At 62.3% G+C, this 14,312-nt stretch carries 8 protein-coding genes; 5 read left to right on the top strand and 3 right to left on the bottom strand.

What is annotated here, in order from left to right; genetic code table 11:
* Nucleotides 1-226: 226 nt before the first annotated feature.
* Nucleotides 227-646, bottom strand: a complete 420-nt coding sequence (locus tag SINAC_RS00520) for a hypothetical protein (RefSeq protein ID WP_015243750.1) — start codon at nucleotides 644-646, stop codon at nucleotides 227-229.
* 439 nt (nucleotides 647-1,085) lie between these two features.
* Between SINAC_RS00520 and SINAC_RS00515 the strand changes: the two genes are divergently transcribed.
* Nucleotides 1,086-2,498: a Gfo/Idh/MocA family protein gene (locus SINAC_RS00515; RefSeq protein WP_015243749.1), complete on the top strand. Its 1,413-nt coding sequence runs from the start codon at nucleotides 1,086-1,088 to the stop codon at nucleotides 2,496-2,498.
* On the opposite strand, the gene SINAC_RS37765 is transcribed toward SINAC_RS00515, so the two are convergent.
* Nucleotides 2,447-4,129: an RNA polymerase sigma factor gene (locus SINAC_RS37765; RefSeq protein WP_015243748.1), complete on the bottom strand. Its 1,683-nt coding sequence runs from the start codon at nucleotides 4,127-4,129 to the stop codon at nucleotides 2,447-2,449. The genes SINAC_RS00515 and SINAC_RS37765 overlap by 52 nt on opposite strands.
* A 521-nt stretch (nucleotides 4,130-4,650) precedes the next feature.
* On the opposite strand from SINAC_RS37765, the gene SINAC_RS39510 reads away from it, so the two are divergent.
* From SINAC_RS39510 to SINAC_RS00495, 4 genes are all read left to right on the top strand, one after another.
* Nucleotides 4,651-4,995, top strand: a complete 345-nt coding sequence (locus SINAC_RS39510) for a hypothetical protein (protein ID WP_154673851.1) — start codon at nucleotides 4,651-4,653, stop codon at nucleotides 4,993-4,995.
* Between the two features lie 144 nt (nucleotides 4,996-5,139).
* Nucleotides 5,140-8,448: an efflux RND transporter permease subunit gene (locus tag SINAC_RS00505; RefSeq protein WP_015243747.1), complete on the top strand. Its 3,309-nt coding sequence runs from the start codon at nucleotides 5,140-5,142 to the stop codon at nucleotides 8,446-8,448.
* Nucleotides 8,449-8,653: 205 nt separating this feature from the next.
* On the top strand, nucleotides 8,654-10,024 hold the full coding sequence (locus tag SINAC_RS00500) for an efflux RND transporter periplasmic adaptor subunit (RefSeq protein ID WP_237722820.1): 1,371 nt from the start codon (nucleotides 8,654-8,656) through the stop codon (nucleotides 10,022-10,024).
* A 185-nt stretch (nucleotides 10,025-10,209) separates the two neighbouring features.
* On the top strand, nucleotides 10,210-11,664 hold the full coding sequence (locus SINAC_RS00495; RefSeq protein WP_015243745.1) for a tetratricopeptide repeat protein: 1,455 nt from the start codon (nucleotides 10,210-10,212) through the stop codon (nucleotides 11,662-11,664).
* A gap of 126 nt (nucleotides 11,665-11,790) precedes the next feature.
* On the opposite strand, the gene SINAC_RS00490 is transcribed toward SINAC_RS00495, so the two are convergent.
* Nucleotides 11,791-14,223, bottom strand: a complete 2,433-nt coding sequence (locus SINAC_RS00490) for a hypothetical protein (RefSeq protein WP_015243744.1) — start codon at nucleotides 14,221-14,223, stop codon at nucleotides 11,791-11,793.
* Between the last annotated feature and the right edge of the window lie 89 nt (nucleotides 14,224-14,312).

Here is a 14,312-nt window from a genome sequence, read left to right as displayed (position 1 = left end):
CGAGTCCCGGACAGGCTGCCCGGACGCCCATCACGTCATTGTCACCGGTATGTCCCTGAAGCTGTGAACCCTTCACAGCTCTTTCCATCGGATCTGCCGCCTCAAGGGGAGGCAAAGCCGCCAGGTTGCGGGGAGCTAAGAGAAGTTGAAAATCGATAAGTGACCCCAGGCCGCTTGATCGGGCTTGGTGATCGGCCCGACCCCCCATACTTTTGGGGGGCCAGTGTCAGCAGAGGGCATGCAAGAACGAGACTTGGCCGGCAGAAAGCCAGACGAACCAGCCGAGTGTCCAGAGCACGAGCCGCACGAGTTGTAGTCCCCGTTTGAGCGGAACCAACTGGGCGAGCAGGCCGAGAGCCAGAATCGGGCCAGACATCGCGGCAAGCGTGAGGGAAAAGGACAGGCAGCAATTCTGGCCGTGACGTGCGATTGCCCCAACGAATGGGCCGGTAATCGTCGCCAGGGCTGTGAGGATCACGGGTCTGTCGCTGACGTTGTTCCGTGAACCCGAGCTCACCGCGAGGTAGCTCAAGACCGTGAACGGAATGAGTAGGCCCCCCAGGATGAACCAGCGAGCTCGGGATGAGCCTGACGGTTTGGGTGGGCCGACTTCGGAGAAATCGGCGTCGATGGTGGCACGACTCATCGGTCGTCCTCCGCGCGACATCGTGAATGATGCTTCTCAACCATCATACCCGAGGGCAACCTGGACGTCTCCTCCAGGCCGCGTGCACTCAGGGTCGCGAGACGCTTTTATTGCTTGGGCGACGCTTTGCCCTTTCTGTTCTGCCGGCACGGAGGGCAAAGAGGGAGCTCTTGAGAAAACTGAAATTTTGAGCAATGTTATTATTTGGATTTTCCAGATTCATAGCCTGCCGCGACCGAGTTGCCTTCAAGGAGTTGTGTTAATTGAGCACTGGTGAATGGGAGAATTTGGTTGTGTGAAGTCCGTTGAGGTCCCGGGAAGATCGCCTTCCGAAAGACCTGGCGGCTCCGTATGCTGGATCCTTGACGAACCTTCGGGAAGGAACTTCATCGGAGCAGAAATGCCGAGAGGATGGTCCCCGGAATCATTGGAGCAGACCATGTCGAAACCCGACCAACCGTCGCGCCGGTCGTTTCTGAAGTCAGCCGCCGTGGCTTCGGCCGCTCCGGCCGTGGCGACGACCAAGCTCAGCCAGAACGTCTATGCGTTGAACCGGGATCAGGAACCAGCCCGGCCGGCGGGACCGAACGACCGGATCCGGATCGCCACGATCGGCATGGGCATTATCGGATTCATCGATACCGACACCGCCCTGAAGGTCCCCGGCGTCGAGCTCGTCGCCGTGTCGGACCTCTATGAAGGTCGGCGCGTTCACGCCAAAGAGGTCTACGGCGACAAGGTCGAGACTTTCCTGGACTACCGCGAGATCCTCGCCCGCAAGGACGTTGATGCGGTTCTCGTCTGCGTGCCTGACCACTGGCACGCGCAGATTTCAATCGACGCGATGAAGGCGGGCAAGGCCGTCTATTGCGAAAAGCCGATGGTCCGCATCGTCGATGAAGGGCCGCAAGTCATCGACGTCCAGAAGCAGACCGGCGCTGTCTTTCAGGTGGGGAGCCAGTACGCCAGCTCGCTCCTTTACGACAAGGTCAAGGATCTGATCAAGAAAGGGGCGATCGGCGAGATCAACACGGTCGAGGCCCGGTACAACCGCAACTCCGACACGGGCGCCTGGCAGTATTCGATCCCGACCGACGCCTCGCCCGAGACGGTGGATTGGGACCGATTCCTGGGAACGGCTCCCAAGCTGCCGTTCGACCCCGTGCGCTTCTTCCGCTGGAGGAACTACTGGGATTACGGGACCGCGGTTGCAGGCGACCTGTTCGTCCACCTCCTCACCGGCATCCATCACGCGACTGGCTCCCTGGGGCCGAATCGGATCGCCGGGATGGGGGGCCTGCGATACTGGAAGGATGGGCGCGACGTCTACGACGTGATCATGGGGCTGCTCGACTACCCGCAGACCGATGTGCACCCAGGGTTCACCCTCTCGCTCCAGACCAACTTCGCGGACGGCGGTGGCGGTGACACCTACTTCCGGTTCGTCGGCAGCGAAGGGGTCATCAACGTCAGCTTCACCTCGCTCACCGTGAGCGGGCCCGGGATCCAGACGGCGACGGCGGACCAGGTCCTCAAGGGCTACAACTCGGTGCGCACCTTCTCGAACGCCCAGCAGAAGGCGTTCGCCGAGAAATTCCTCGCGGAGGAGGCCGCCAAGGGCAAGCCGAAGCCACGCGCGAGCACGCCGGAGAAGTTCGTGGTCCCCAACGGCTACGACGAACGGTTCGACCATTTCGTCAACTTCTTCAACTCCGTCCGCGACAAGAAGCCGGTCTACGAAGATGCCGTCTTCGGCTATCGCGCCGCGGCCCCCGCGCTCTTGTGCAACGACAGCTATCGTCAGGGCCGCGTCATCGGTTGGGACCCCGCGAACCTGAAGGTCACCTCCTGATCGGCTCGGTCGCGGAGTGAATCGACCTTCGTCGTCGATCCGTCTCCATCAACGGGGGGCAGGCCTTGGGGCCTGCCCCCTTGTCCGTTCGCGGCCTTGGGTTGGTCGGGTACGACTTTCGAGTGATTCAATTCTTTGATTTCAATTTTTACATTATTTTTGATTGTTAGTGATTCGATGCTGAGGTCCTTTCCGGTCTCGTCCTTGGGGGAAAGCTGGATCGAAAGTCCTGAGCCGGTGATTCGCATGCCACGCCCCTCGATCGTGACGTCCGACTCACTGCGGATGTTGAGGGAGGTCTCGTCGAACTCGGCATAGGGGAGGGGGCCGATCGCCAGGTCGTTGGCGGGATCGGGCGTCCCCTGGCTGTCGTTGATCCGGACGTTTCCTTCGAGCCGCGTCTGGAGGATCTTCAACGGCGACCACGTGTTCGGCACGCCCAAGGGCTGGCTGAGGTCGATGAGCGCTTGGTCGCTGGACGCCGTCTTGAGTGCTTGGCCATTCCGTGGCTTTGTCACAAGCGCGAACCGGCGCAATCGCAATTGCTTGCCGTCGTTGAGCCGGTCGTACTCCTCGGCATACATCCAGTAGCCGCGCTCGTGGTTGTAGTACCGCACCGCCAGCGCTGGATTGGCGCTCCAGTGCGTGGGACCGAACGCCCTGATCGCTGTCTCGGTGGCCTCGTTCTTCGTTTTGGAAGGCTTCCGCACCTCGTTCTTCCCCACAGTCGTTGCGGGCTGTTCTCGGCCCACTGACTGCGGGTCGGATGCCGCGAGGAAGGCCGGCGCAATCATGGAGGCTGCTACCATTGCGGACAATAGCGTAACGGACGTCTTCAGTTTGGTCAGGACCATGGTCTTGAACGCTCCTTCGGTCAAAACGGCCACTGCCGTCGAGATCCCCCCCACGGCGAGGCGGGCCGTCGCGTACTGCATCGCGGCCTGGACTGTCTCCTCAATTAAGGCGTGGGAAACGGCCTCTGTCGGTGTTGGAGTCGGGAACTCCCAGAGCCCGGCGGCGGTTGGGGCCAGGCCTCGGCTCGAGAGCCGGGTCCGTAATCGCTCACGAGCCCGCGACAAACGCCCTCGAACCGTCCCGACGGGCCAACCGAGCCGCTCTGCGGCCAACTCGTGGGTCAGGCCCTCCAGATAACAGAGCACCACCGGCGCCCGGTACTTCTCGGGCAACCGGTTCAACTCTTCATCGAGCACCCGGCGAAGATCCAGACAGCCTGAATCCAAGGTCGGGCCCTGGCGATCCACGAGCCTGTCCCCTTCCCGGGCTTGTCTGCGAAGGACCCCAGTCCTGGCCCGCGCGGCCACGCGGCAAGCCACTCCATAGAGCCACCGCCCGAGCGAGTCGTCTACCCGCACTGTCTTGGCCTTCTTGACCAGCACCAGAAAGGTGGCCTGGAAGGCGTCCTCGGCATCGCCTGGATTGGCCAAGGTACGGCGACAGACCCCCAGGACCATCGGCCCGTGCCGCTCGACCAGGATTGCGAACGCCGTCTCGGCCGCCTCGCCCTGACGGGTCACAAACCGCTCCAGCAACTGTCCATCCGACAGTCCCCCAACCGCTCCCACCTTGAAGAGCGTGTGCAGGTGCCGGGTCGCCACGCCCGATTTCGCCATATCATCGTCCTTCCGTTGACGTTGCCTACCCATCCTTTACCATGCACGACCGCGAGGTAGCCAATACAACTTTCCCGGAAATAGGGTGATCTCGTGGCGTTGCCAACCCGCCTGCGGGAACACTCACCGGGGGCATTGCCTTTGTGAGTCCCGAAGGGGCGACTGCCCATAGCGCAAGTCATTTTGGTGCCGATGATATGCTCTGTTGAATGATTTCCAAGGGTTTGTACCCTGGCTAAGAACGGTCGCTCCTCCAGGGCGAGAGAGAGAGCAGCACCGCAGACATGGATGCCAATGTGAGGGAAGTGAGAACCGCCTCTCTGTATCGTTGGGAATGCCCCAAAAGACTTGCGAAGTCCGACCTTACGTGCGGCCCGGATCGCACGAAACGGAACTTGGGGCCAAGTCTTCCCTTGACTCATGAATCAGTCCCGTATTATTACTAATGCGGTATTGTGGCTCCAAAGCCTCATCGCACTCCCCCCATGCGCGAGTCCATTGACTGACGGGGATGCTGGAGTATGCGACTCCCTTCAACCTTGATGTGGGCTCTGTTCGCTCTCCTGATCACGAGGATGATCGCCGCTCCGCTGGCGCTTCCTCCCGCTTCGTCCCGGTCTCATCCCACCTGCCAGCTCATTGTCAGGGTCTGTCAGTGGTCGGCTCAGCGATCGGAGCGATTGGCGCTTACAACGTCCCATCGCTGTGTCTCCCCGGATCATGAATCCTACCGGATTGCCGGCCACCTGCTTCTCAGGTCCGCGCCTGGGTTCGTGTCGGAGATCACTGAAGCCGGCCTGCTTGCAAGGCGATCTTTGCTCCCGGATCCCGGCGCTTTGCCGCTCAACGGCTGTCTGCGCTGCTGAGAAGACTCGCTTCGAATCGAACCGACAGGATCGGTCCCCCTTTTCGACCTCATCTTTTGAGTCTTCTCGCGCCTCCCCTGCGCGATCCCCGACATTTGACGTTGGCCTCTCTCGTCTCAATGATCCGCTGCTGAGGAAATCGCAATGAACGGCTTGATCCGGGCCTCGCTTCGGAACCCATACGCCGTCACGGTTATGTGCTTGACGCTCGTGATGGTGGGAACCGTTTCGATCTATCTCATCCCGATCGACATCCTTCCCGTGTTCAAGAGTCCGGCGGTTCAGGTCCTTACGTTTTACGGTGGGATGCCGGCCGCCAGTGTCGAGAAGGACATCACCAACCGGATGGAACGTTGGACCGGGCAGGCCAGCGGAACGGCGCGGCAGGAATCGCGATCGATCGTCGGGGCCAGTATCGTCCGCAGCTTCTTTCGAAGCGACGTCGATCCCAACGGTGCCCTGACCCAGGTGAATTCGCTGGCCCTGGCGTCGGTGCCGTCCCTGCCTCCCGGAACCCTCCCGCCGGTCGTCTTGCCGTTCGACCCGACAAGCACGACCCCGGTCTGCATCGTGGCGGTGGACAGCCCCGACCAGTCCCAGACCGAATCGATCCTCTACGACGTCGGACGCTACGAGGTCCGCAACATGATCATGAGTATCAACGGCGCCGTGGCGCCCGTTGTCTACGGCGGGAAGATCCGCGCGGTGCTCGCCTACCTCGACCGTCAGAAGATGCAAGCACGCGGGCTCTCCTCGCTCGACGTCATGAACGCACTCGACAACTACAATGTCTTCCTGCCGACCGGCGACGCCAAGATCGGCGACACCGACTATGCCCTCGACTCGAATTCGCTGTACGACTTCGCCAAGGAGATGGGTTCGATTCCGCTCCGCTCCGTGCAGGGGAACACCGCCTATTTGCGCGACGTGGCAAGCACGGAGGACGCCTCTTATATCCAAACCAACGTCGTTCGGATCAATGGTCGGCGCGAGGTCTATATCCCGGTCTTCCGGCAGCTTGGTGCCAGTACCCTGGCCGTGGTCGACACGGTCCGTGCCCGGCTTCAGGACTTCACGGAACGGTTGACCCGAAGCGGGGTCGACTTGAAGGTGGTCATGGATCAGTCGATCTACGTCCGGCAGTCGATTGCCAGCCTGGTTCAGGAAGGAGTGCTTGGATCTGTCCTTTGTTCGCTGACGATCTTGCTCTTCTTGGGACAGTGGCGAATGACGGCGATCGCCGTCCTGACCCTGCCGATCTCGGTCCTCTCGGCGATGATCTTCCTGAAAGCCACGGGCAATACGGTCAACGTGATGACACTGGCCGGGCTCACTCTGGCGATCGGCCCGATGGTCGACAGCGCCATCATCTGCCTGGAGAACACGCACCGCCACCTCGGCCTGGGAGCCAGCCCCGAGGAAGCCGCCTTCCTGGGAGCCAGCGAGGTGGCGGTGCCCGAGCTGATCGCGACCCTCTGCACGTTCCTCGTGCTTTCGCCTCTGGCGCTGATGCCGGGGATGGGTGAATTCCTGTTCCGGCCCATGACCCTGGCCGTCGCCTTCGCCATGGGCTCGGCCTATCTCCTGTCGCGGACGCTGGTCCCTGCCTGTAGCGCTGCCTGGCTCAAGCCAGGTCATCACGAACCTGGCGGCGAAGCCCATCAGGGGGGTGCTCTGGCCCGGGCCTTTGCCCGCTGGGAAGGGGCCATCGATCGGATGTTCGCCTCGTATGCACGCGTGCTCGATCTCGTCTTGAGGCACCGGGTGCTGACGGTGACCGTCGCCTACAGCCTGCTGCTTGTGACGCTCGTGGCGCTCTGGCCGGTGCTTCGTCGCGAGTTCTTTCCCGAGGTGGACGCGGGTGCGTTCGAGATCAGTGTCCGTGCCCCCAGCGGTACCCGAATCGAGCGGACCGAGGACAAGATTGCCCAGGTCGAACAATCGCTCAAACAGATCATCGCCAAGCATGACCTGCAACTCTTGATCTCTGAGATCGGCGTGAACGCCGATTGGTCGGCCGCCTATACCCCGAATTCGGGTCCGATGGATGCGATCATCAGGGTTCAGCTCACGGAGCATCGCAGTCAATCTGCGCAGGAATACGTTCACCTGATTCGCCAGGGCCTCCAAAAGGACTCGAGATTTCGAGACCTCGAGTTTGCCTTTGATGCCGGCGGCCTGGTCCGAGGAGCCATGAACGAGGGCAAGTCCACGCCGATCAATGTCCGGGTCACCGGGAAGAATCCGAAAGAGGCTCGCGCCATCGCGGAGCGAATCCAGGACAAAGCGCGCCGGATCAACGGGGTGGTCGACGCTCGGATCATCCAGCGGCTCGACTACCCCGAGTACATCATCGACGTCGATCGGGCCAAGGCCGCCGACCTCGGCTTGACCCAGATCGATGTGATGAAAAATGTGGTGGCCGCTTTCAATTCAAGCATCCAATTCAATAAGAGGAACTTCTGGATCGACCCGGTCGGTGGTAACCAGTACTTCGTCGGAGTGCAGTATCCCGAGAAGGACATTCAGTCCATCGAGACGCTCCTCAACATTCCGATCACGGGAGTCGGCCAGAAGAAAGCGATTCCGCTGAGCAACCTCATCACACTTCGGCGGACCACGGTGCCGACCGAAGTGACGCATGCCAACATCCAGCCGACGATGGACCTCTCGATGGGCGTCCACGGCCGTGATCTGGGGCACGTATCCGACGATGTCGCTCAGGTGATCGACGGGATAGGAAAACGGCAGTCGGACGGCCGTTGGATCCCCTACGACTTGACCGTCAAGGGGAGACCTCTCATGAAAGGGACGAAGGTCAGCTTGAGCGGTGAGTACAGCCGGATGCAGGACACGTTCTCCAGCATGGGCTTCGGCCTGATTGGGGCCTCGATCCTGATCTATTTCCTGATGGTTGGGCTGGCCAAGTCGTGGGTTGCTCCGCTGAGTATCATGCTGGCCGTGCCCCTCTCGCTGATCGGCGTGTTGCTGATGCTCTTTTTCACGGGCACGGCTGTCAACGTCCAGTCGCTGCTCGGCTTCATCTTCATCGTCGGGATCAATGTCTCCAACGCGGTGCTGATGACCGACTTCGCCCAGGAACTGCGGTTCAAGGAGGGTCTGACACCGGGGCAAGCGATTCGCAAGTCGGCAGCGATCCGAGTCCGCCCGGTCACGATGACGGCAATGGCGGCCTTCTTCGCCATGCTCCCCGGCGCATTCGCGCTGGAACGCGGCAGTGAAGCGAACGCGCCGCTCGCTCGCGCGATTCTGGGAGGATTATTAGCCGTCGAACCCTCCACGCTTTTCGTGCTGCCTTGCCTCTATTCGCTCCTGGTCCGCGATCGGAGGAAGACAAATAACACGGAAACGGATGGGAATGAACGGACGGACGAGGGATTCCTCGGGGAACAAGACGATCAGGGGTTCGATTCGCCGCACGGGGAAGTCTGATCGTGCCTCGGCACTCTTCGCCGGACCGGACAGGTGCGCGTTGCATGTGCCGCGGTCGAGATGAGGATCGGGTATTCCGAGTCGAAAAGATGGCTCTGTAGCTATGCGGAGTTGATTGAATATGCCAACGCAGGAAACGCCAACATCGAAGTCGCTCGCGCGACCCAATCCACGTTTTTGGAGTCGGGGCACGAAGATCGTTCTTTTGGCTCTCTCCCTCATCCCGGTCGGCATCGGGGGCACGATGCTGGTGTCGCGCGAGCGCAAGGCGAGCGCGTCCTACTCCAAGTCGCGCGACCCACACGCAGCGGAGACGCAGGGTGACGAGGCGGTTCGCGTGGAAGTTGTCCACCCGGAACGCGGGGGGCTGACGCGGACTTCCACCCAGATCGGCTCGGTACACCCGTTCCAGCAAGCGCGCCTCTTCGCCAAGGTTTCGGGTTATCTGAAGTGGCAGGAGGTCGATATCGGCAGCCATGTCAAGAAGGGGGAGATTCTCGCGAAGATCGACGATCCGGAAGCGGTCAAGGAAGCCAATCGCGCTGTGGCGGCTCTGAAGCAGGCCAAGACCCAGGTCGCCCAAGGACAGGCACGCGTCGAGACCGCCCAGTCCGATGTGAAGGCCGCTGAAGCTGCGGTCGCCAAGGCCAAGGCCAATATTGGCAGCTCCGTCTCCCGGAGGAAGTACCGCGAGAAGGAACTTGTCCGCTACCGCGACCTACGCACCCGGCAGGCGGTCCCCCAGCAAATTGTCGACGAGTACGAGGACCACTATGAGACTTCCGTGGCCGAAGAGCGGGCCGCTGAGGCCGAGCTGGACTCTTCCAAAGCGCTACTGACTTCGTCGGCGGCGAAGGTCGATCAAGCCAAGGCCGACCTTGACGAGGCCAAGGCCAACGTCGAGGTGATCGCCGAGATGCTGGCCAAGGATAGAGTTATGGTGGATTATATGACGATTAAATCGCCGTATGACGGCGTCATCACCCAGCGCGCTTTCTTCGAGGGAGACTTCATTCGATCGGCGGCCGAGGGGACCGAAAAACCTTTGCTTACCGTCGCCCGCACGGACAAAATGCGAGTTGTCACCTATGTTCCCGACCGAGACGTCCCTCTGACCGACCTGGGAGACAAGGCGATCGTCACGCTCGATGCACTGCCCGGCCATCGATTCGAGGGGAAGGTCTCGCGGTTCTCGCATTCCGAGGAACCTGAGACCAGGACGATGCGGACCGAAATCGACCTTGAGAATACCAGCGGCCTCTTACGCGAAGGTATGTACGGAATTGCCACCATCATCCTTGAGAACGACACGGCCAACCTGACGATCCCCACCGGCTGCCTGCTGGGAAAGTCCGATCATGACCAATCGTCCGTCTTCGTGTTCAAGGAAGGCCGGGCGCATGAGGTCAAGATCAGGGTGGGAGTCGACAACGGGATTCGCGTTGAGGTTCTCGCAGGTCTCAAGCCTACCGATAAAGTCATCGTTGACAAGCGATCCATCACCGAGGGCACGCCAGTCATTGTGGAGAAGTCGACCCAGATTGCGTTATCGAAGCCGGAAGCCGTGGAGCCGTAGGGTGGGCACGTTCTTGCACGGGCTCTCCGGAAAATCAGAAAGATATTGCATCAGTAAATATTGAAAATTCGTGTGCCACGGCAGTCCCGAAGGGGCATGCATCATGCAGGCTCTTCGCTGAAGCCGAATCGGGTAACCGCAGCCAAACGACTTTTCCATTCATTGAGACGGGAGGAACAGTCTCCATGAAGCTCCCTGATGGACGTTCGCTGGCAGTCGAGGATGGCATCTTGATCGAGCCGGCGGCGGGGGACGGTCGTGTCGTCCTTTGGCTCCCCGGTCTACAGGCCGAAGGATTCCAGCACTGGGATCGTGTCAGCACGGCGGCCGCTGCTCCCGTCACCTTGATGACAGGCCTCTGCTTCACCGCCGCGGCCTTGACTCCGGCGCAGCAGCGGATCGGGACCAGCTTCCCCACCTTTTTCCGCCGCCTGGTCGGCTCGAAAACGAAAACGAACCCGAGCTGGACGCTCCCCAACGGGCGGACCTGCGAGCGTTCCGGGGCGAGGCGGACGGACCTCATCCTCGCTTGGGCCGAGGATGAAACCCGGCCGCTCGACGAGGAGCAGGTCAGGGGCCGATGGCCGGCCGCCCAATCGATCCGTCGTCTTGGCCGAAACCTCTTCCTGGTTCATGGGGTCACGCCGGAGCCGGAGACAGGGAGGGAAAAGGCCCCCACGGCGCCGGTCGCGGCGGCCATGCTGCCGCCGGTGATTCCTTCGCTCCAACTCGCCGCTCATGCTCTCGCCGAAGCCCGGCAAGTCGGGGATCGCGCCCACGAGGTCACGGCCCTGGTTGACCTCGCCGTGACCTACCTGCACAAGTTCGAAGCCCAGCCCGCTGCGTCGCTCCTCGAGGAAGCGCTCGCCGAAGCCCGCCAGCTCGGTGATCGGGCTCGGGAACTCGATGCCACGTTGAATTACGCCCAGGCTGTCTTGATGCTGGGCCGTTCGCAAGAAGCGATCGAGTTGCTTGGGCCGGTGCTCGCCACGGCTCGCGAGACCGACGACCGTTACACCGAGAAGATCGCGCTGGAGTGGCTGGGACACGCGCATCAAGCCTTGGCCGATCACGCCGGGGCCTTGGCTCACTTCGATCAGGCCCTGGCGCTCGCCCGCCGCCTGGGCGATCCCCATCATGAGGCGACTCTCCTCTGGTATGCCGGAATCGCGTACGCCGAGCTGGGCCGGACCTACGAGGCCATAGTCCAGGGAGAAGAGGCCGTCCAACTTCTCCACCGCTTGCAATCGCCTCAGGCGATCCAGTATGCCCAGCATCTGGCAGATTATCGGTCCAGCATCGGCTCGCCCGCGCTGACCGCACACGACGGAGGAATCTTCGACGCAAGCGTCATCACGATCAATCCCCAGCCCCAACTTCGGCCCCAGGTGTCGAATACGACCGGCCCCGGCTTGCTTCGGATGGCCCTCACCGCCTCACAGGCGGCCGTGGCGTTCGCCAGTTCGGGACTCAAGACCGTCCCCTTGGAAATCTATCGCGATCGAATGCAAATCTGTGCGCATTGCGATCTATATACCGGGTTGCGCTGCCGCGTCTGCGCCTGCATCCCCGCCATCAAAGCGAGGCTCCCTCATGAGGACTGTCCGGCCGGGAAATGGAAACATTCACTCGCTCACTAGATAAATTAAATGTATTGTGAAAATGGTTTGCGCTGATATTTTGGGTGCTACGGGTTCCGGTATGGAACCCGTAGCACCCGGACTTCCCTCGTGTTCCGGTCCAAGTCGGCGGCCGGAGGTTCGTTGTCAGTCTCCCTTGCGGATCAGCCAGACCTCGGTGACCTGGCACCCCCGACCGTTGCCGCCCCGGCCTGGATCGCGTGTCCAGGTGAGGGTGAGCCGACCGTCGGAGGTGGCCTGTCGCGGAATCGCGAACTCGAGAGGACGAACCGGGTCGGGTTTGGGGATGGGGGCGTGGACGACGAGGTCGTCGGCCTTGAGTCCGAGTGTGGTGGGGAAGCGATCCCCGGCATAGACGACCCGGAGGGTATAGCTGGCGCGGGGGTCGAGCTCGTCGTAATTCATCCGGAGCGGGGCGTCGTACAGGCTTTCGGCGTGGCGATACCAGGTGAGCGGCCAGTCCGGCCGGGGCTGAAATCCCTGGCGGGCGATCCAGAGCATCGGGTCGGACGAGATCCCGGGCCCGCGCTCGACGTGCGGTCGGCGGGTGGGGTCGCCCGGGGCGTCGTAAAACCCGCCCGGGCCGGGGTCGGTCCGATGGATCAGCCGCTCGATCCCTTCTTTTCGCGCTCCCTCGTCAGGCAAGGCGCGGAGGCGGGCAAACTCCGCTTCGAGCCAGACGCGGTTGTTGAGAGGCGCATCGATGGAGTCGAGGTTGGCGCCTCGCTCTTCGCCGATTGCCTGGTAGCGGGGGACGCTCAACTGCATCCGGATGCTCTGAAAGAGAGCTTCCGCCAGCTCGAAGACTCGCGCTCTGCGGTCGGGTGAGATCGCCGTATTTTTCGCGCGGTCGAGCGTCGCGCGGGCCGCGTCGAGGGCATCGATTGAGCCAAGTGTCTGGGCCTTCCTCAAGTCGGCCATCGCCTGGTTTTCCAGACCGGTCTCGAAGATGAGCCGGTCTCGGACGAGCGCATCGTAGTAGGCGCGGTAGAGGGCCTGCTGAAACCGCCAGTTCCGGAGGTCGTCGGGGGACGCCTGCCGCTCCATGTCTTGAAATTGCTGGAGGGTGGTCTCGACCGAGTCGTTGCTCCTGAGCGGGCCGACCCAGTTTTGCTCCAGGGAAAGGAGCCCTTGCGCGAACCCTTCGGCGAATTTGGGGCCGATGAAGTAGCGGCTGTATTGACGCAGGATCTCCGCGACCGGCGTTTCAGGGTCAAAACCAAGAACGCTCCAGACGATCTTGTTCACGTCATCATTACACCCTTCCGAGTAGGTCACGAAGCCGACGTGATCCTTGAGGGCCTCGAAGATTTCGACGTTCGCCCGTGGCCGGGGGTTGATCGGTTCGCGCCCCTCGGTCACGAAGTAGGCGAGGTCCCAGTCGGGGACGGGGAACTGGCATTTCATCGTGTGGGTGATGTCGGGATAGAGACGGACCGGATAGCGCCGAGGGACCGCCGCGCGAACTTGGGCCAGCGAATCACGGGTATGCGGTCCGTAGACGATGCCCGAGAGCCAGGTCGGCTCTCGGCCGACGATGGCGTAAAACTCCTCGGTCCAGACCCGGTCGAAACCTTGGGTCGAGACCCACATCTGCGCGTTCGGGTGGGCGCGTCGGAGCACGGCGGCAGCCTTCTCAAGGTGGGGCATGAGCGCACCAGGGCGCGTGTGCCCGGGGTCGCCGCCGGGCACGAAGACGGCGTCGACCCGGGGCAGCTTGCCGAGCACCTCGGCCCAGCGATCGAGCGAGGTGCGCGCCGCTTCCGGTTGGGCGTCGAGGTTGTCGGGGACCGGGTACCAGACCCAGACGTCGAGTCCGTAGTCGTCGAGGAGCTTCGACATCCCAGCCATCATCTCCAGCGGCGGCCGGGGGAAATGCGGGCTGTCCGCCGCGTCATCGGTCTCCGGCGGCAAAAGTTCGACGGCGTTCGTTCCGAACACGGCCAGGTCGCGAATGTAGCGCTCCCACTGGTCGAGGTCCCAGCCGTCGTACGAGTTGGTCTTGGGCCGGTAGCCGAGTTGGTGCCCTCGGATCGCGTTTCTCGGCGATGAAGACGTATGGAACGAAGCCGGCAGGTCGACTCGGCCGCGACTCATCCGAAGTTCGCGGAGCAACCGGCCGACGCCGAAGAGGACCCCGCGCTCATCTTGCCCCTCGACCCAGACGACCGGGGCTGTCCCGGTGACCCAGACGCGATATCCTTCGGGCCGGGTAGGGGGGGTGGGACCGCGGTCGACCCCCGCCTTTCCCGAAAACTCGGCCATCGCGCGGGAGGGCGTCACAACGACCACCGGGCCCGGGGCCACCGGCCAGGTCGAGGTCACCGCCCAGTTTAGGCGCGTGCGTCGGCTCACCTCCTCGACCAGCATCGACACGGCCTTGCGCTCATGGTCGGACAGTTGAGAGGGGATGACAACGGTCGCGTGATCCAGCTCGACCATTTCCGTCCCGGGCGGGTCTCCGACGTCCGCGCCTCCTGCCGACGACAGGGCGGCGAAGAGGGCCACCCCGAAGAGAAGGCCGTTCCGAAAGGGCACCTGCGTTCCGGTTCGCATCATGGCCGGCGAGTTCCTTAGAGTCGTGACGCCTCGGTAGACATTGCAACTTTGTTAGTAGACTCCGACAAAGCAGCATTAAGATCGCTGAT

Origin of the sequence: Singulisphaera acidiphila DSM 18658, from assembly GCF_000242455.2 — a bacterium.
GTDB classification, from domain to species: domain Bacteria; phylum Planctomycetota; class Planctomycetia; order Isosphaerales; family Isosphaeraceae; genus Singulisphaera; species Singulisphaera acidiphila.
Note: the sequence above shows the minus strand (reverse complement) of the source record. Positions and strands in the feature narration are given on the sequence as shown.

Bases quoted from the DNA above. Each gene is read 5' to 3' on its own strand.
- SINAC_RS00520 (WP_015243750.1), bottom strand. From the start codon at position 646: ATGAGTCGTGCCACCATCGACGCCGATTTCTCCGAAGTCGGCCCACCC.
- SINAC_RS00515 (WP_015243749.1), top strand. From the start codon at position 1,086: ATGTCGAAACCCGACCAACCGTCGCGCCGGTCGTTTCTGAAGTCAGCC.
- SINAC_RS37765 (WP_015243748.1), bottom strand. From the start codon at position 4,129: ATGGCGAAATCGGGCGTGGCGACCCGGCACCTGCACACGCTCTTCAAG.
- SINAC_RS39510 (WP_154673851.1), top strand. From the start codon at position 4,651: ATGCGACTCCCTTCAACCTTGATGTGGGCTCTGTTCGCTCTCCTGATC.
- SINAC_RS00505 (WP_015243747.1), top strand. From the start codon at position 5,140: ATGAACGGCTTGATCCGGGCCTCGCTTCGGAACCCATACGCCGTCACG.
- SINAC_RS00495 (WP_015243745.1), top strand. From the start codon at position 10,210: ATGAAGCTCCCTGATGGACGTTCGCTGGCAGTCGAGGATGGCATCTTG.
- SINAC_RS00490 (WP_015243744.1), bottom strand. From the start codon at position 14,223: ATGATGCGAACCGGAACGCAGGTGCCCTTTCGGAACGGCCTTCTCTTC.